The following is a 16228-nucleotide window of genomic DNA, read 5'->3' as shown; positions in this document are numbered from 1 at the left end:
CATTCCTACCACGAGACCCGGCAGACGCCACGTGACTCGGATCACATAACGGAAGGTGATCTTCCAAAAGCCCAGCACTCGTGACCCGCCCGTTATCCGGACAGCCACGTCCGTTCATCGTGCATTTATCTCTGCAGGTCAGGAGCCTACAAAGGAATGGTCCTGTCCTCCCGAGGGCAGCGTCCTCCCCTCAGTCCTCACGCCGCCGCCCGTAGAACCTCAGGTCGCGGTTGACGAAGAGGTGGACGTAGCCGCATGACAGACAGATCAGGCCGGTCGCCGACTCGTTGGCCCATGCCAGGTCGAAGAGCTCCATCCCCGTGCTGTTCAGCTTCACCTCCCGCGCGCGGAACGTGTCGTTGTCACACATCAAGCAAAGGATCGGGTGCTCCCCGATCGCCGCGTGCAAGGGCTTGGCCATGGGGTGTCTCCCTTCCATGGTCAGTGCGCCGCCTGGCGTCCGGCGGGCTGCGTGAGGAGACGGCGAGGATCAGTCGCCCGGGTGATGGCGGTCTCCACGGCCGTGAGCCGGTCCGCCAACAGCGCGAGGGCGGCGACCGCCCGGCCGGTCGAGTCGTCGCCCGACCCGGCGAAGGCCCGCGTTCGGGTGTAGGCGGCGGTGATCTCGGTCCAGCGGGTGACCTGCTCGGGGGTGAGGGTTCCGCGCAGCGTGGCAAGTTTGAGGAGGTTGGCCTCGGCGTCGGCGGTGAGGGTCTGGGCCTCCGCCGTGTAGTGGTCGTCGATCACGGCGGCGAGCTCGGCGTCGTTCATGGCGGGCGAGATGCGGGCTGCGATCTTGTTCATGTTGCGGTAGGAGCCCTGGAGACGGAACGGCGGCTCGGTGCGGGCTTCGTCGGCCTGGGCGGCGGAGGCGATGTACGCCTCGTTCACCGCGAGCACGGTGGTACGGGCGGTCAGCAGGTGACGCAGGACGGCGAGGATCCGGTCGAGCTCGGCCGGCATGTACGGGTGGGTGAGGCGGTCGCGGCTCGCGGTGGGGTCCGAGCCGGCGAGCCTGGTGAGCAGGTCCAGGTCCACGCGGTCCCGGCCGGCCAGCGGGGCGAGGTCGGGGTGGGAGGTGAGGGCGTTCTCGACGAAGCTGAAGGCGAAGGCGTCCTCCTTGCCGGTGAGGACGTCGCCGAGGTTCCACACGTCGGCGCGGTTGGCGAGCATGTCGGGGACACGGAATCGCTGCCCTGACTCGGTGTAGGGGTTGCCGGCCATGCAGACGGCGAAGCGCTTGCCGCGCAGGTCGTGCCCGGCGAGGCTGCGGGTGGCATCGCAGAGGGGGATGAACTTCTGCAGGAACGCGGGCGAGCAGTGCTGGATGTCGTCCAGGTAGAGCATGACGTTGTTGCCGGCTGCGAGCGCGAACGCGATCTTCTCCAGTTCACGCCGGGCCCCGGCGTCGGGGGCCTCGGCGGGGTCGAGGGAGATCGTGTCCTGGCCGAGGGCGGGGCCGTCGACCTTGACCAGGAGCAGGCCGAGGCGTTCGGCGACGTACTCGACGAGCGTCGTCTTGCCGTAGCCGGGCGGTGACAGCAGCAGGAGCAGGCCATGGCTGTCGACGCGCATGGTGTCGCCCGCCACGCCGAGCTGCTTGGCGAGGTTGTCGCCGATCAGCGGTAGGTAGACCTCGTCGACCAGCCGGTTGCGGACGAACGAGGACATGACCCGCGGGCGATACTCCTCCACCCGCAGGCGGGTGCGTTCGGCGGCGACGAGCTCCGCCCTGCGCCCCTGATAGGCCAGGAAGGCCGGCACCTCGCGGGCGCCGAACTCGGCGGTGCGGTGGAGGAATTCGTCGATGCGCAGCTCCAGACAGCCGCCGCGCAGCCGCGGGTGGCTGCCAATCAGGCTGGCGACGGTGGATCCGGTGGGGGATTCGACGTCGTACCGGTCGAGCGCGGGGCACAGCTCGACGGCGACCGCCTCGGCCAGGACTCCCGCTCCCGCCTGCTCGCCGGATGCGGCCGCGTAGGCGTGCAGCCAGCCCTCGACGAGCTGCCGGCGGGCGGCGAGGTCCGGGAGAGCGGCGAGGTCGTCGTCGTACGCGCCGGTTCCCACCGCCCTGCGGAATTTGTCCAGCAGGGTGTGCGCCTCCGCCGAAACCGCGAACCCGGCTGGCCCCGTGGCCAGTTCCTCGACGAGGTAAGCGGCGGCGGCCGGGGCGCCCATCTCCTCGGCCAGTTCGTGGCGGAGCAGGTCGAGGGCCGGTGCGGCACCGAAGAGATCGCGGGCGCGAGTGAGGGAGACGGCGCGCCGGGACCAGGCGGCGCGGGCCTCGTCGGTGGCCGTGTGCGCCCAGAACAGCTGGGCGTGTGCCCGAGCAGCCGCCGGGTGACGGAGTAGTCCGGCGCCGTCGCGGAGCCAGAGCACCACGGTGAGGATCGCGGCCGCGTCGTGGTCGTGGACCCCGCGCTCGTACCCCTCGTCGTACGCGGCTTCCGCGGCCTGCCGTGCGAGAGCAGGCAGATCGGCGCCGGCCAGGGCGTCGGCACCGTGCTCGGCGAGGAGCCGGGCGGCCAGGTATTCGGAGCGGTAGACCTCCGGGGACTCCGACGGCAGGGTCCGCGCCCAGTAGGGGCGGGTGGTCTCGAAGGCAGGGTCGGTGACGGGGCGGCGGTAGTCGGTGCCGGTGAGGGCGAAGGCGAGGGTGTCGCCGTGCGGGACCAGGGTGAGCTCGGGCGTTTGGCGCTGGACGGCGAAGCGGTGCCGGCCGAGGCGGAGGGTGTCGCCGCCGTCGGCGTACAGTTCGGTGCGGTCGCGCAGGGCCCGGCCGGCCTCCTGGCGGGCGGCGGTGAGTCGGCCCTCCAGTTCCTCGGCCCGCACCTGGTCGCCCAGGTCCCGCAGTTCGGCGGCGGTGCGGCGGATCTTGGCGACCATGGGGTCAGAGGCGAAGTACGCGTGGACGTCGTCGTTGCTGTCGAGGGTCGCGGCTCGCCGCGTGACCGCTTCGAGGATCCGGCCGGCGGACTCGGCGAGGCGCTCGGCGCGGCGGGCGCGGGTGTCGGCGAGGGTCTGTCGTCGCGCGGTGAAGGCGTCGTGGATCTCGGTCCGCTTCTCGGCAACCTCTCCGAGGAAGCCGTCGTGGTCGGCGAACCGGGATTCGAGGTTCTCCAGCTGGAGCAGGAGCCTGCCGAGCTGTGTGTCGCAGTCCTCGGGCGTGGCCGTGGCGGCGAGCGCGCCGGTGACCGCCTCGGCGAGCAGAGCGAACTCGGCGGTGAACTCCGCTCGGCCTTCGCGGTCGAGGAGTTCGGTGCGCCGGGCGGTGAGGACGGCTCGGGCGCGGTTGAGGCCGCCCAGGACGTCGGCGACGCGCTCGAGGATGGAGGTGCGGACGGTGACGTCGGCGATGTCGAGGCCGGCGACGACCTCGCTGAGCGTGCGCAGTCCGATGGCATGCTCGTCGAGCCGGTCGGCGAGGTCGCGGGTCGTGGCGACGCTGTCCGCTTCGGCCGCGGCGGCGGTGAGCCGTTCGACTTCGGCAGCATGGGTGGTGAAGGCGTCCTCGCGCTGGACGAAGGCAACCGCCCGCTGAGCGGCAGAGGCGATGTCGTCGTCGACCTGGCGGGCCAGGGCGTCGACGGCGTCGGTGTCCGCGTACCGGAGCTTCTTCACCGTGAGGAGGTGGCCTTGGGCGCGGCGCAGTTCGGTGAGGCGGGAGATCCACTCCTCGGCCGTGGCCGGTGACTCCCCACGGGCCTGCCGGACGAGCCGGGTGAGGCGTCGCTCCGCGTCCGCGAGGGCCTCGGCGGCCCGGCCGGTGAGGGCCGCCACGGTCTCGAACTCGGCGAGCACCTGCTCGGCGGTCGTCCGCAGGTCGGCGAGCGGGGTGCCCAGGTCACCGGCCCCGGGGGCGTCGAGCCAGTGGTGGGTGTCGGCGGCACGGACGCAGGCGGCGAGCAGCGCTTCGTACACCTCGCCGGTCGGTTCTGTCTCGGTGGCCTGCCGGGCGATGGCGAAGCAGTCGGAGATGCCGCGGACGAGGTCGGCGTTGCCGATCCGCGCCAGGGGCCCCTTACCGACAGGAGGCAGATGGGTGTCGGCGGCGAACGGGGTGCGCCAGAACTGCACGGGATGGACGCGGCCCGGCTCGGTGCCGGTCCCGCGCAGCACGACCGTCGTCCCGTCGTCGAGCAGCGCGTGCGCACGGCCGGTGACGGGCCGGACGATCTCCTCACGGACCCGGTTGTACGGGAGCAGGACGGACCGTCCGCCGCCCGGGTCGCGGAAGACGTACAGGACGTCCTCGCCATGCGGCGAGGTGACGGACCCGTCGTAGGCGAGTCCGGTGGTGTCCGTCTCGAAGGTCCTCACCGTGCCGTCGGCGAGGCAGTACCCGCCCGGGAACACGACGCCCCGGTCCTCCGGGAGCCGCAGGCAGGCCCGGCCGAGTCCGTCGAGACGGACGACGGCGCCGGTGAGGGAGTTGAAGACCAGGTGGCGGGTGGTCTCCTCCCGGTACGGCAGGACCCGGACGAGGACGAGCGGGCCGACGACGGCGTGGGCGACCTCGGCGTCGGCGAGGGACTGCAGGGGCTCGTCGACCGGTTCGGCGTACACGCCCTCGGCGGTCTCCGTGTCGTTGTCGGTCTTGACCGTGAGGGCGCCGCCGACGGTGGAGACGTACAGCCGCCCGCCGAGCGAGATGTGCGGGTGCCTGCCCGGCACGTGGTCGTCCCGGACGGCGGCGATCCAGTCGACGTCCTGGCCGGGAGGCGTGACGAGATCCCGGTTGCCCCGGGCGTCCAGGAACCGGCACGCGCCCGACGGAGCGACCGCCCAGCGCAGGACGCGCAGGTCGTCGGCCTTCTCGCCGGTACGGAAGACGGCGAGCAGACGTCCCTCGGTACGGTGCAGCCGGACGAGGCGCACACCGCGGAAGTAGCGGTGCAGCGCGGCGAACTCCCGGACGAAGGCCGGGTCGTCGAGCAGCCCGGGCACCGTGTTCCCGGGCAGGGCGGTGAGCTCTCGGTCGTACAGGGCGAAGACGTCGGCGACCGACGGCTCCGTGTCCTCGGCGGCGGGCTGCCGGGTGCGGCCGAGGAGCAGCAGGCCGCCGACGGACACCGCGTCCGTCAGGACGCAGGGGTCCTCGGTCCGTGCCTGGCCGGTCCCGGTGAGCTCCAGCTCGCCCGAGCCGAACGCGCGGGTCCGTTCCTCGTTCAACGCCTTTGCTCGTGCGGCCAGTTCGGCCGCCTGCGCCGCGAGCCGGTCCCGCAGCACCGCGTACGCGTCCTCGTCGGCACCGTGCGACTCGGTGTTCGCGCTCTTCGTGTTCATCCCGCCGTACCTCTCCACGATTCCTCCAGGAGGGCCGGTGGCCGGAACCCCCGTACCCCGCCACCGGCCCTCCTGACCCCCGTCGTCCGTCAGCTCGCGGCCGTGCCGTTCAGCGCACCGGCGGCCGGCTCCTTCACCGTTGCCGCCGGGTCGAGGACACCGGACTTCATGACCTTCGCGAGCAGCGCGGACACGCTGAGGTTCTGGACGTCGGCCGTGGACAGGGAGCCGAGCACCTTGGTCAGGTCCTCGGTGAAGGAGCCCTCGCCGTTCAGCCAAGGGCCGGCCAGCGCCTGCGCGGTCTGCGAGTGGTCCATGAAGCCGTCGACGGACCTGCCGAGCGATACGGACTGCACGAGCCGGTCGAGGAAGACGGACTCCCCGCCCACGATGTTGATGTCGGCGTGCTCCAGGCCCGTGGCCAGAACCGTGGCCTGTGCTTCGGCCACCTGTCGCTGCACGTCGAGCCCGGCGAGCCGGATGTCCTTCTCCGCCTCCAGACGCAGCCGGTACTCCTCGTGGGCGCGGGAGGCCTCGTCGAGCGCGGCCATGGCGGCGGCCTTCTCCGTGAGGCCCGCGGCCTCGGACTTGAGCTTCTCGCCGATCGCCTCGGCCTCGGCGAGTGCCGTGGCCCGCAGGCCCTCCGCCTCCGCGCGCAGCCGGGCCTCGGTGGCCTCTGCCTCGGCGCGACCGGTCTTCTCAATGGCGTCGGCTTCCCTCTCCCGTACCTGCGCGGCGGCGAGACCTTCCGCCGCGGCCTCGGCCTGGATGCCCTCGGCGAGGCGGATCTTGGCGCGGGCGTCGAGGTCCGCGGCCTTGTGGCGGGCCTCGGCGAGGGTCAGCTCCTCCGCCGCCCGGTGCACGGCGGCCTGCTCGGCGGCCTCGGCCGCCTTGATGTCCTTGACCAGCTTCTCCTGGGCCTCGGCCTCGGCGGCGATGACGACGGCCTGCCGCTCGCGCTCCGCCTCCTCGACGGTCCGCAGCCGCTTGATCGACTCCTCCTGCTCGGCGACCGTACGGTCCACCGCCACGCGCTCGCGGATCACCTCGGCGATCTCCCTACGCTCGGCCTCGACCTCCTTGTCGGCGGCGATCCGGGTCAGTTCGGTCTCCCGGTCACGCGCGATGACCTCCAGGAGCCGGTCCTTCTCGATCCGCTCGTTCTCGATGGCGATGACCCGCTCACGGTTCTTCTGCGCGACCGCCACCTCACGGGCCTGGTTCTCCCGCTGGACGCCGAGCTGCTCCTCGGTGCGCAGGAAGGCACTCTGCGCCCGCAGCCGCTCCTCCTCCACGACCTTCGCCGTCTCGGCCTCCTCCTTGGCCCGGACAGTCTCGATCTCTCGCTTCTGCCTGATCTCGGCGTCCGCCTGACGCCGTTCCAGCTCCAGGATGGCCTCGCGGGCATCGACGTTCTGGCGGGTGATCTCCTTCTGCTCGTGCTGACGCAGCTCGTTGGTACGGACGTTCTCGACGGCCGTGAGCTCGGTGATCTTGCGGATGCCCTGGGCGTCCAGGATGTTGCCGGCGTCGAGCTGGGTGAGCGGAGTCTGCTCCAGGTAGTCGATGGCCGCGTCCTCCAGGCTGTAGCCGTTGAGGTCGATGCCGATCACCTCGATGATCCGGAAGCGCAGCTCCTCGCGCTTGGTGTAAAGGTCGGTGAAGTCCATCTGCTTGCCGACCGACTTGAGCGCCTCGGAGAACTTCGCGTTGAACAGCTCCTGGAGCGTCGCCTTGTCGCTCGCCCGCGCGGTGCCGATCGCCTGGGCGACCTTGATGACGTCCTCGGCCGTCTTGTTCACCCGGACGAAGAACGAAATCCGGATGTCCGCGCGGATGTTGTCCCGGCAGATCAGCCCGTCCCGGCCCGTCCGGGAGATCTCGATGGTCTTCACCGAGATGTCCATGACCTCGGCCTTGTGCAGGACGGGCAGGACCACCTGCCCGGTGAAGGTGACGTCGACCTTGCGCATCTTGGAGACGATCAGCGCCTTGCCCTGCTCCACCTTGCGGAACAACCGGCTGAGTGCGAAGACGACGGCTACGACGAAGAGCAGGACCACGGCGACGAGCACGCCGATGCCCACGGTGATGGCATCCATGAGAGAACCCCGTGTCGGTGAAAGGAGAAGGAGCGCAGCAGCTCAGGCTGCGGGGCGCGCGGAGCGCGGGCCCGATGCGGCGCGAAGGCGCGACGCCCGCCGGCGGACGGCTGAGCGTTTCCTCGCCCGGCCGGCCAGCCGCCTCGTCAGCCGCCATGACAAGGCCAGAGCCCCCGCGAGCAGCACGACGGAGAGAAGGAAGGACAACAGTCCGGGCAGGTCGGCGCTGCCGAGCAGCACCATGCCGGAAAGGTCGAGCACCCATCCGACCGCGATGAACACCGTTCCGGCCACCGCCACGGGCCAACCGGAGGAGCCCAGGACTTCGGCGTCCACGTCCGCGTCGAAGACGTCGTGCGCGACCACACGGCACAACACGAGCAACCAGAAACCGACGACCGCGGCGAGCGCAGCGGTAAGGATCATGGCGGGAAAGCCGAACGCCGCGTCGAAGAGCTCCGACATGTCTGCCCCCCGCCCTCGTCTATTCCGGAACTCGGCATTGGGCGCACAGGGCGCGCCGCCGCCAGAGCCATTCTGAAGCTCCGGAGGCTGCGGCCGCATTGCCGGTTCCCGGCAGTCTTGACGCCCTCTTGATGCCGAGGCCGCGCCCCTTCCGGACGGTGACAGAGCGGTGGGCCGCTCAGAGTGCCTTTCCAGGCCAACCGAGGAGGCGGGCGCCGATCACGGCGGTCTGGAGGGTGTAGCGGCTGGCCGGGTCGGCGGGGTCGACGCCGGTGAGGCGGTGGATGCGGTCGAGTCGGTACGTGACCGCCCGTACCGACAGGTTGAGGTGGCGGGCGGCCTGGGTGGTGACGCATCCGGAGTCGAAGAAAGCGGTCAACGTGTCCAGCAGGGGTTCCGCTCCGCCGCGCGCCGACGTCAGGGGGCCGAGGGCGCTGCCGACGAGGTCCTCCATGGCCTGCCGGTCCCGGGTGAGGACCGGATAGACGAGGAGGTCGGCTGCGTGCAGGAGGGGCGCGTCGAGGTCGAGGCGGTCGGCGAGGTCGAGGGCGCCGAGAGCCTCCTCGTAGGAGTGGACGACACCGCGCGGGCCGGGCTGGGGCCGGCCGATCGCCACCTGGCCGCCGCCCGTGGCGGCGAACGCCTGCTTCGCGAAGTACGTCAGGACGTCGGCCTGGTCGCCCGGGGCGACGCACACGATCCGGCCGCCCTTGGTGGTGAGCAGGATGTGCCGGTCGCCGAACCTCCCGATCAGTGACCGCTCGACCTGCTGCGGGACCGGGTCGGCCTCGCTGTACGCCTGCGGCCCGCGGGCGACGGCGACCGCGTGCGCCTGCGACAGGCGCAGACCGAAGCGTTCCGCACGTTCGGCTATGCGACCGATGTCGCTGCGGCCGTACAGCAGGTCGTCGATGAACTCCCGTCGTTCCGCCTCCTCCTGGCGTACCGCCAGGCGCTGGGCGCGCTCGAAGCCGCCGGCGAAGGCGTCGACGGACTGCTCGACGACCGTGAGCAGGTCGAGGGCCGTCCGCCGGGACAGTGGCTGTTCGGGCCAGGCGGCGCGGACCGCCGCCAGATGCCGGCCGATCAGGGCACGCAGCGCGAGCCCCTCGCCTGCGGCCCGCTCCCCCGCTTCCCGGCTACGTTCGAGCTCCTCCCGGTTCAGCCGCCGCCCGCTCGCCGCGACGTCCGCGAGCAGCTCCTCGTACTCCTCCACGTTTCCGTCCTTCATGTCCCCGTCCCGGGTGGTTGCTGTCGGCCTCGCCGGGAGCGGCCGGCGAGAAGGTCGTAGAGGATGACGAGCGCCACGGTCAGGCCGGCCAGCCCCAGCCCGACGTGTGCGCACGTCGCACGCGCCCCGCTCGACGCGCCTGCCAAGCGCGGCACCTCGTTGGCCAGGACGAGCCCGTACAAGGCGAGGGCGGAACCTCCGAGGAGCCGAACCGGAGCTTGGGCGTGACGGAAGCTTCCCGGCAGCCATCCGGCGAGGACGACGAGGCCGGGTGCCAAGAGGAGGACAGCCCCGCCTGCGATGAGGGTCCAGCTGCCCCAGGTGCTCACGGCGAGATCTCAGCCTGTTCCAGGGCGGCTGACCTCCGTGAGCGCTGTCGGTCGAGCTCGAACATCCCGAGGAGCGCGGTGGCCGCGTTCAAGGGGAAGGCGACGGCTTCGGCTACGGCGGTGATTCCCCAGGCGCGGCCTATGCTCGCCGCCAGGGCCAGGCACAGCAGCAGCGTAGGCAGGATCCGGCGCCACAGGGGCAGCTCGGTCATCCACCACACGCGTACGCACAGCACGATGCTGAAGAGGAGGAAGGCGAGCGCGAAGAGGGCGATCAGGATCAAGGTGAGGGGCATGGCCGGGTCCTTCGGGGCAGGCGGAAGACTGCGCCGACCAGACTTCCCGGATCACCGCCGCACGATCCTACTGGTCAGGGAAGTTCTGTGAAGGCCTCGACGGCGCGGGTCTTGCCGGTGACGACGATGATGTCGCCCTTCTCCACGACCGTCTCGGCGGTCGCGTAGGTGAAGTCCTCGCCAGGGCGCTTGATGCCGACGACGGTCACGCCGTAGCGGCTGCGCACCTGCGACTGGCCCAGGGGCCTGCCGGTCGCCACGTTCGGGGCAACGGTCTTGACCAGCGCATAGTCATCGTCGAACTCGATGAAGTCGAGCATCCGCCCGGTGACCAGATGGGCCACCCGCTCGCCCATCTCGTGCTCGGGAAGCACGATGTGGTGGACACCGAGCCGCTCCAGGATCTGCCCGTGCTGACGGCTGATCGCCTTCGCCCAGATGTTGGGGACGCCGGCGTCGAGGAGATTGGAGCTGATGAGGATGCTCGCCTCGATGTCGCTGCCGATACCGACCACGGCACTCGTGAACTCGTGCACGCCGAGCTGGTTCAGCACCTCGGGGTCGGTCGCATCCGCGACGGCGGCGTGGGTGAGCTGGTCGCTGTACTTCTGGACGAGGCGGGCGTCGCCGTCGATGCCGAGGACGTCCCAGCCACGGCGCATCAGCTCGTTGGCGAGGGAGCTGCCGAAGCGTCCGAGACCGATGACGGCGACCCGCTGGTCCTGCTGTTTCCGGTGCTCTTCAGCCGTCCGGCGGAGCCGACGCCGATTGCGCAGGTTGTGCAGATGGCTAGCCAATGACGGGTCGCTCCTCAGGGAGTTCGTAGCGGCGTGTGCGCTCGCGCAGGGCAAGCGCGGAGACCAGGGTGATGGGGCCGATACGGCCGATGAACATCAATGCGACGAGGACGAGCTGCCCGCTGCCCGGAAGGTCGGCGGTGATCCCCGTCGAGAGGCCCACGGTCGCAAAGGCGGAGACGACCTCGAAGAGCACCGCCTCGAACGACGCCTTGCTCACCGAGAGCAGCACGAGCGTTGCGGACATGACCATCCCCACCCCGAGCAGAGCCACGGTCAGCGCCTGCCGCAGCACGTGGGGGGCGAGTCGGCGGCCGAGAACGGCCGAAGTCGGCTCACCGCGGACCTCGGCGAGGATCGCGGCGGCGAGGACGGCGAAGGTGGTGACCTTGATGCCGCCCGCCGTACCGGCGCTGCCGCCTCCGATGAACATCAGCATGCAGGTCATCAGCAGGGTCGAAGCCTCAAGGGCTCCGATATCCAGCGAGTTGAAGCCGGCCGTGCGACTCATCGCCGAATAGAAGAAGCTGTTGAGGAGCTTGCCCCAGACGTCATGGGCACCGAGCGTGGCCGGGTTGGTCCACTCCAGCAGCGCCGTGAGCACGGTTCCGACAGCGAGGAGCGCGAGCGTGGTGATGACGGTGAGCTTGGTGTGCAGGGTCCAGTTCTTCCGGCCGGTGGCACGAGCGCGGTTGCGGTGCCGCAGCATCTCCAGCAGGACCGGGAAGCCGATGCCGCCGAGGATCACCGCGGCGGCGATGGGCAGGGTGACCCAGGCGTCCCGGGCGTAGCGGGTGAGGCTGTCGGCGTGGAGGCCGAAGCCCGCGTTGTTGAACGCGGAGACGGCGTGGAAGAAGCCGAGGTAAGCCGAGTCACCGATGCCGTATCCGTAGCCGAACCGGAAGCGCAGGGCGAGGAACGCGCCGACCGCGAGCTCGACCATCAGGGTCGTACCGGCGACTCCCAGCAGAACTCTGCGTACGTCTCCAAAGCCGAGGCTCTTCGTCTCGGCCTGCACGGTCAGCTGCATCCGCAGGCGCAGCCGGCCCGAGACCAGAAGGGCAAGGAGCGAGGCCATGGTCATGATGCCGAATCCGCCGACCTGGACCAGCGCCAGGATCACGCCCTCGCCGAAGCCGCTCCAGTACGTACCGGTGTCCACGACGGCCAGTCCGGTGACGCAGACCGCGGACGTCGACGTGAACAGCGCCGTCAGTGGATCGGTGGCTCCGCCGTCCTCGGCGGCCGTCGGCAGCATCAGCAGCCCGGTCCCGATCAGGACGGCGGTGGCGAAGGCGAGGACGACGGTCCGGGCAGGGTGAGCGGAGAAGAACGAACGAGCCCGTCGGCGCACGGCGGTCACCACGGTGACAGGCCCCTTCATCCAGTGTGTACACGCGCGGTTGCGGCAGCGCGTATGCGATACGTCAAGAACGGCCGTCACCTTACCCGGGGGCCTGCCGCACACCCAGCAGGCTCCCTACGATGCGCCCATGCCGTCCTCGATCTACCGCAGCCAGGCCGCGCAGGACCGGATTCGCTCCTGGTGCGCGCAGCGTCTCTCCGCCTGGCCGGTCGCCCACGAGCGGCGGCGGATCGACACGGCGGCCGGGCCGACCGGCGTGGTCGTCGTCGAGGCGTTCCCCGGGGTACGAGCGGCAACGGTGGTCCTGATCCCCGGGACGAACATGAACGCGGCCGTGTCGACCAGCCTCATGGAGGCGCTCGCCGAGGTCGGCCGACTGGTCGTCCTCGACGTGCCCGGGCAGCCCGGTCTCAGCTCCGGCCGGCGACCCCGTTCCCGTTCCCGCATGGACTGGTACGCCGGGTGGCCGGCGGAGGCCCTGCCCCAGGTCACACGGGAACCGGCTGTCGTCGTAGGCCACTCGCTCGGTGCCGCCATCGCGCTCGCCTGCCCGTCGGACCTCATCGCCGGCCGCGTCCTCGTGTCGCCCGGCGGCCTCATGCGGCTGCGCCTCGGCGCGTCCGCGCTGGGGGCGACCCTGCCGTGGCTGCTCCGCCCCTCGGCTTCGAGCACCCGGAAACTGCTGGGGTGCATGACAGGCCCCGAGGGGAGTGTGCAGCCGGAACTCGCCGCGTGGATGCAGCTGGTGGGCCGCTCGTGTCGCAGCAGCCTGGCCCCCTCACCGCTTCCTGCCGCCGCTCTCGACAGGGCGAGGTCGACGCCGTGCCTGGTGATGGTGGGCTCCCGGGACACGTTCCTGCCCCACCCCGCGCTCGGCCCCACCGTGGAACGGCGGCTCGGAGTCCCCTTGCACGTCATCCCGGGTATGGGGCACCTCGTCCCGGAGGAGGCGCCCGCGCGCATGGCCGCTCTCGTCGCCGAGTTCCTCCCTCCGCGCGATCACGGCATTAAGAGCGCGTAAAGACTGCCGAGGTCCGGCAGTGAACGCATGTGCGCTTCGCTGCCACGATGGCCCGGACGGCAGAACAAACCCGGCAGCCGAAGGAGCGGGGACATGGTCTGGTTTCTCGGTCTCGGCATCGGGGGTCTGGTGCTGCTGGTCCTGTCCCTGGTCTTCGACGGGGTGTCGGAGGGGGTCCTCGACGGGTTCGACGGGGGGCTGGACGGGTTTCTGTCGTTGCCGGTGATCGCCGGGTTCGTGTCGGCCCTCGGATTCACGGGGGCGCTCGTGCTCGGCACCACCGGTACGGGGGCGGGGGCCGCCACCGGTGCGGGCGTGGTCACGGGGGTCGGCGTGGCCTGGCTGACATGGAGGTTCAGCCGGGCGTTGATGCGCGACGGTTCCGCGCCCGCACCGAGGGGCGAGGACCTGACCGGGTCGAGCGGCTCGGTGGTGACGGCGATCCCCGCCGGCGGTTACGGCGAGGTGCTGCTGCATCTCGCGGGCCAGCCCGTGAAGTACGCGGCGAAGGCCGATGTGCCCGTCGCACGCGGCACCGAGGTGTGGGTCGAGTCCGTGCTCTCGCCGACGTCCGTGACCGTCCGTCCCGTCGAACGCTGACCGCTCGCCGGCTGCTGTTCTTCATCGTTCGTACTGATCGAAGGGGGTTTCGTCATGAGCCCTGTCCTCACCTCCGTGGTGGGCATCGTCGTCCTGGTCGTCCTGCTCGGCCTCGTCGTCATCACGCGCTACAAAGTCGCCGGTCCCAGCGAGGCGTTCATCATCACCGGCCGGCGCGGCAAGAAAACCACCGACCCGGCCACCGGCCGGGAGTACACGGACAACAGCGGCCAGAAGGTCGTGGTCGGCGGCGGGGTCTTCGTCGTGCCGTTCGTGCAGCAGAAGTTCAGCCTCGACCTGTCCAGCCGGCACATCCCCGTCGCCGTACGCGGCGCAGTCACCCTGCGCGGGGTCAAGGCCAACCTCGAAGGCGTCGCGATCGTCAAGGTCGGTGGCACCGAGGACTCCATCCGGGCCGCCGCCCAGCGGTTCCTCATGCAGCAGAACGGCATCGTCGGCTTCACCCAGGAGGTGCTCTCCGGTGCGCTGCGCTCGATCGTGGGGCGGATGTCGGTGGAGGACATCATCCGTGACCGGGCCGCGTTCGCCGGGCAGGTTGCCGAGGAGGCCGAGGCGAGCCTCTCCGGGCAGGGCCTGGTGCTCGACGCCTTCCAGATCCAGGACATCACCACCGAAGGCTCCTATCTGGAGGACCTCGGCCGCCCGGAGGCCGCCCGCGCCAAGCAGGAGGCCGACATCGCCGAGGCCGTCGCCCGTCGCGCCGCCGAGCAGGCCCGCCTCAAGGCGGAGGAGGAGATCGCGATCGCCCAGCGGACCCTCTACCTGAAGCAGGCCGAGATCAAGGCCCAGACGGACGAGGCCGCCGCCCAGGCCAACGCGGCGGGACCGCTCGCCGAGGCCGCCCGACAGCAGGACATCCTCTCCGAGCAGGAGAAGGTGGCCGCCCGTCAGGCCGCCCTGACCGACCGTCAGCTCGACACCCAGGTCCGCAAGCCCGCCGACGCCGCCCGCTACCAGGCCGAGCAGGAGGCGGAGGCCCGCCGCATCGCCCTGGTGAAGGAGGCCGAGGCCGCCGCCGAGCGGGCCCGGCTGACCGGTGAGGGCGAGAAGGCCCAGCGCGCCGCGCTCGCCGAGGCCGTACGCATCGAGGGCGAGGCCGAGGCCGCCGCCATCGGCGCCAAGGGCGCGGCGGAGGCCGAGGCCATGCGGAAGAAGGCAGACGCCTTCGCACAGTACGGTGACGCCGCCGTCCTGCAGATGCTCGTCGAGGTCCTGCCCCAGGTCGTCGCCAAGGCCGCCGAACCGCTCGCCGCCGTCGACAAGATGACCGTCATCTCCACCGACGGAGCGAGTCGGCTGACCCGCACCGTCACGGACAACGTCACCCAGGGCATGGAACTGCTCTCCTCCACGACGGGCATGGACCTCGCCTCGCTCCTCCAGGGCATCACCCAGAAGAAGCCGACGCCCGAAGCTGCGGTGCCTCCCACAGCTGCCGGCACTCCGGTCGAGATCACCGACTGAGACACCAGTCCGACGGAGGGGGGACGGCATGCGAAAGAGCTTTACGGTGCACGCGGGGCTGCAATTGACCCTGGGCGCTGCGGCGTTGTCCGCGTCCGCCTACACCGTCGCCCCCCGGCTTCCCCCTTTCGCGCCCGAGGGAATGCTGCTCGGCATGGGCTTCGCGTTGCTCTTCCCACTCCACGCCGCGACGATCTTCCGCAGCATCGCTCTGGAGTTCCGCGTCAGGGGCTACGCGAGCAGCAAGACGAATCAGTGGCGTGCTCTAACTGATCGTTTCAGAATGGGCTGAGCTGCGGGCCTTGCGCTCGACGATCTTGGTCGGCAGGGTGTCCGGGTGCGTGCTGATCTTGTTCCTGACGACCTGTGGGAGCGGGTAGCTTCGCTGCTGCCGCCCGCTCCCGAACGCCGCCGCCGTCATCCCGGGCGGCTTCGCGTTCCGGACCGGGCGGCTCTCGCCGGCATCATGTACGTCCTGCGGACCGGCGTCGCCTGGCGCGATGTCCCGGCCGAGACCGTGGGCTGCTCCGGAGTCACGGCCTGGCGCCGACTGCGGGACTGGACCGAGGCCGGCGTCTGGCCGCGCCTGCACGCCGCCCTGCTGGCCGAGCTGCGCCGCGCGGACTTGTTGGACCTGGACGACTGCGCCGTGGACGGCTCGCACGTCCGGGCGCTCAAAGGGGGGACCATGTCGGCCCCTCGCCCGTCGACCGTGCCCGTCCCGGCTCCAAGCACCATCTGATCGTCGACCGCCATGGAACCCCGCTCGCCGTCACGCTCACCGGCGGCAACCGGCACGACGTCACCCAGCTCCTGCCGCTGCTGAACGCCGTCCCGCCGATCCGGGGCCTGCGTGGACGTCCCCGCCGCAAGCCCCGGCGCCTGTACGCCGACCGGGGCTACGACTTCGACAAGTACCGCCGCCTGCTGTGGAAGCGCGGTGTCAAACCCCTGATCGCCCGGCGCGGCGTCGCCCACGGCTCCGGGCTGGGCAAGGTGCGCTGGGTCGTAGAGCGCGCATTCGCCTGGCTGCACCAGTTCAAACGACTCCGCATCCGCTACGAGCGACGCGCCGATCTCCATCAGGGCCTGCTCGAACTGGCCTGCAGCCTCATATGTCTCCGCCGCCTCCGAACCTCATTCTGAAACGATCAGTAAGAGGTCCTAACAGAAGCCGTTGATCATGTGACTGTCGGTTTGGTTGCTCGTTGGGCCGTTCGTGGCGAAGAGGAACTCCCGGCCGTGGATCG

The 16228-nt window shown here is 70.8% G+C and carries 14 protein-coding genes; 5 read left to right on the top strand and 9 right to left on the bottom strand.

The features are described from left to right. Nucleotides 1-190 precede the first annotated feature (190 nt). The 9 genes from ACIQFX_RS29305 to ACIQFX_RS29265 all read right to left on the bottom strand — a co-directional run bounded on the left by ACIQFX_RS29305 (nt 191) and on the right by ACIQFX_RS29265 (nt 11890). Nucleotides 191-370 (bottom strand): hypothetical protein, encoded by a 180-nt coding sequence (locus ACIQFX_RS29305; RefSeq protein WP_402469405.1) that lies wholly within the window; start codon nt 368-370, stop codon nt 191-193. Nucleotides 371-441: 71 nt separating this feature from the next. Further along, the gene (locus ACIQFX_RS29300) at nt 442-5286 is read right to left on the bottom strand and encodes a DNA repair ATPase (RefSeq protein ID WP_402469403.1); all 4845 of its coding nucleotides are present in this window, start codon (nt 5284-5286) and stop codon (nt 442-444) included. Between the two features lie 89 nt (nt 5287-5375). Next, a complete protein-coding gene (locus ACIQFX_RS29295; protein WP_402469400.1) occupies nt 5376-7388 on the bottom strand; it encodes a flotillin family protein in 2013 nt (670 codons plus the stop codon). A 42-nt stretch (nt 7389-7430) separates the two neighbouring features. Continuing rightward, nucleotides 7431-7853 (bottom strand): hypothetical protein, encoded by a 423-nt coding sequence (locus ACIQFX_RS29290; protein ID WP_402469397.1) that lies wholly within the window; start codon nt 7851-7853, stop codon nt 7431-7433. Between the two features lie 178 nt (nt 7854-8031). After that, the gene (locus tag ACIQFX_RS29285) at nt 8032-9084 is read right to left on the bottom strand and encodes a PucR family transcriptional regulator (RefSeq protein WP_402469394.1); all 1053 of its coding nucleotides are present in this window, start codon (nt 9082-9084) and stop codon (nt 8032-8034) included. After that, a complete protein-coding gene (locus ACIQFX_RS29280) occupies nt 9081-9413 on the bottom strand; it encodes a hypothetical protein (protein WP_402469391.1) in 333 nt (110 codons plus the stop codon). The genes ACIQFX_RS29285 and ACIQFX_RS29280 overlap by 4 nt, the downstream gene beginning before the upstream one ends. Then, nucleotides 9410-9709: a hypothetical protein gene (locus tag ACIQFX_RS29275; protein WP_402469388.1), complete on the bottom strand. Its 300-nt coding sequence runs from the start codon at nt 9707-9709 to the stop codon at nt 9410-9412. Before ACIQFX_RS29275 ends, ACIQFX_RS29280 begins: the two co-directional genes overlap by 4 nt. A 74-nt stretch (nt 9710-9783) precedes the next feature. Then, nucleotides 9784-10506, bottom strand: coding sequence for a potassium channel family protein (locus tag ACIQFX_RS29270; protein ID WP_402469385.1), 723 nt, complete (start codon nt 10504-10506; stop codon nt 9784-9786). Continuing rightward, nucleotides 10499-11890: a TrkH family potassium uptake protein gene (locus tag ACIQFX_RS29265; RefSeq protein ID WP_402469383.1), complete on the bottom strand. Its 1392-nt coding sequence runs from the start codon at nt 11888-11890 to the stop codon at nt 10499-10501. Before ACIQFX_RS29265 ends, ACIQFX_RS29270 begins: the two co-directional genes overlap by 8 nt. A 109-nt stretch (nt 11891-11999) precedes the next feature. On the opposite strand from ACIQFX_RS29265, the gene ACIQFX_RS29260 reads away from it, so the two are divergent. From ACIQFX_RS29260 to ACIQFX_RS29240, 5 genes are all read left to right on the top strand, one after another. Beyond that, entirely contained in the window at nt 12000-12893 is an 894-nt protein-coding gene (locus ACIQFX_RS29260) for an alpha/beta fold hydrolase (protein WP_402469380.1), read from the top strand. A gap of 93 nt (nt 12894-12986) precedes the next feature. Continuing rightward, nucleotides 12987-13493: a hypothetical protein gene (locus ACIQFX_RS29255; protein ID WP_402469376.1), complete on the top strand. Its 507-nt coding sequence runs from the start codon at nt 12987-12989 to the stop codon at nt 13491-13493. Between the two features lie 54 nt (nt 13494-13547). After that, nucleotides 13548-14978, top strand: coding sequence for a flotillin family protein (locus ACIQFX_RS29250; RefSeq protein ID WP_402469374.1), 1431 nt, complete (start codon nt 13548-13550; stop codon nt 14976-14978). 28 nt (nt 14979-15006) lie between these two features. Continuing rightward, entirely contained in the window at nt 15007-15270 is a 264-nt protein-coding gene (locus ACIQFX_RS29245; RefSeq protein ID WP_402469370.1) for a hypothetical protein, read from the top strand. 45 nt (nt 15271-15315) lie between these two features. Further along, nucleotides 15316-16124, top strand: a protein-coding gene (locus ACIQFX_RS29240; RefSeq protein WP_402469368.1) for an IS5 family transposase whose coding sequence is annotated in 2 segments (ribosomal slippage) — nt 15316-15655 and nt 15655-16124 — 810 coding nt in all. Because the reading frame shifts where the segments join, the coding sequence is not laid out codon by codon here. Nucleotides 16125-16228 lie beyond the last annotated feature (104 nt).

Source organism: Streptomyces sp. NPDC093089 (assembly GCF_044754405.1).
Classification (GTDB): Bacteria; Actinomycetota; Actinomycetes; order Streptomycetales; family Streptomycetaceae; genus Streptomyces.
The sequence above is the reverse complement of the archived record's forward strand: the minus strand, read 5'-3'. Positions and strand labels throughout refer to the sequence as shown.

Coding starts and splice junctions, on each gene's coding strand:
- ACIQFX_RS29255 (WP_402469376.1), top strand. CDS start 12,987: ATGGTCTGGTTTCTCGGTCTCGGCATCGGGGGTCTGGTGCTGCTGGTC.
- ACIQFX_RS29295 (WP_402469400.1), bottom strand. CDS start 7,388: ATGGATGCCATCACCGTGGGCATCGGCGTGCTCGTCGCCGTGGTCCTG.
- ACIQFX_RS29245 (WP_402469370.1), top strand. CDS start 15,007: ATGCGAAAGAGCTTTACGGTGCACGCGGGGCTGCAATTGACCCTGGGC.
- ACIQFX_RS29260 (WP_402469380.1), top strand. CDS start 12,000: ATGCCGTCCTCGATCTACCGCAGCCAGGCCGCGCAGGACCGGATTCGC.
- ACIQFX_RS29285 (WP_402469394.1), bottom strand. CDS start 9,084: ATGAAGGACGGAAACGTGGAGGAGTACGAGGAGCTGCTCGCGGACGTC.
- ACIQFX_RS29265 (WP_402469383.1), bottom strand. CDS start 11,890: ATGAAGGGGCCTGTCACCGTGGTGACCGCCGTGCGCCGACGGGCTCGT.
- ACIQFX_RS29305 (WP_402469405.1), bottom strand. CDS start 370: ATGTGTGACAACGACACGTTCCGCGCGCGGGAGGTGAAGCTGAACAGC.
- ACIQFX_RS29290 (WP_402469397.1), bottom strand. CDS start 7,853: ATGTCGGAGCTCTTCGACGCGGCGTTCGGCTTTCCCGCCATGATCCTT.
- ACIQFX_RS29300 (WP_402469403.1), bottom strand. CDS start 5,286: ATGAACACGAAGAGCGCGAACACCGAGTCGCACGGTGCCGACGAGGAC.
- ACIQFX_RS29275 (WP_402469388.1), bottom strand. CDS start 9,709: ATGCCCCTCACCTTGATCCTGATCGCCCTCTTCGCGCTCGCCTTCCTC.
- ACIQFX_RS29250 (WP_402469374.1), top strand. CDS start 13,548: ATGAGCCCTGTCCTCACCTCCGTGGTGGGCATCGTCGTCCTGGTCGTC.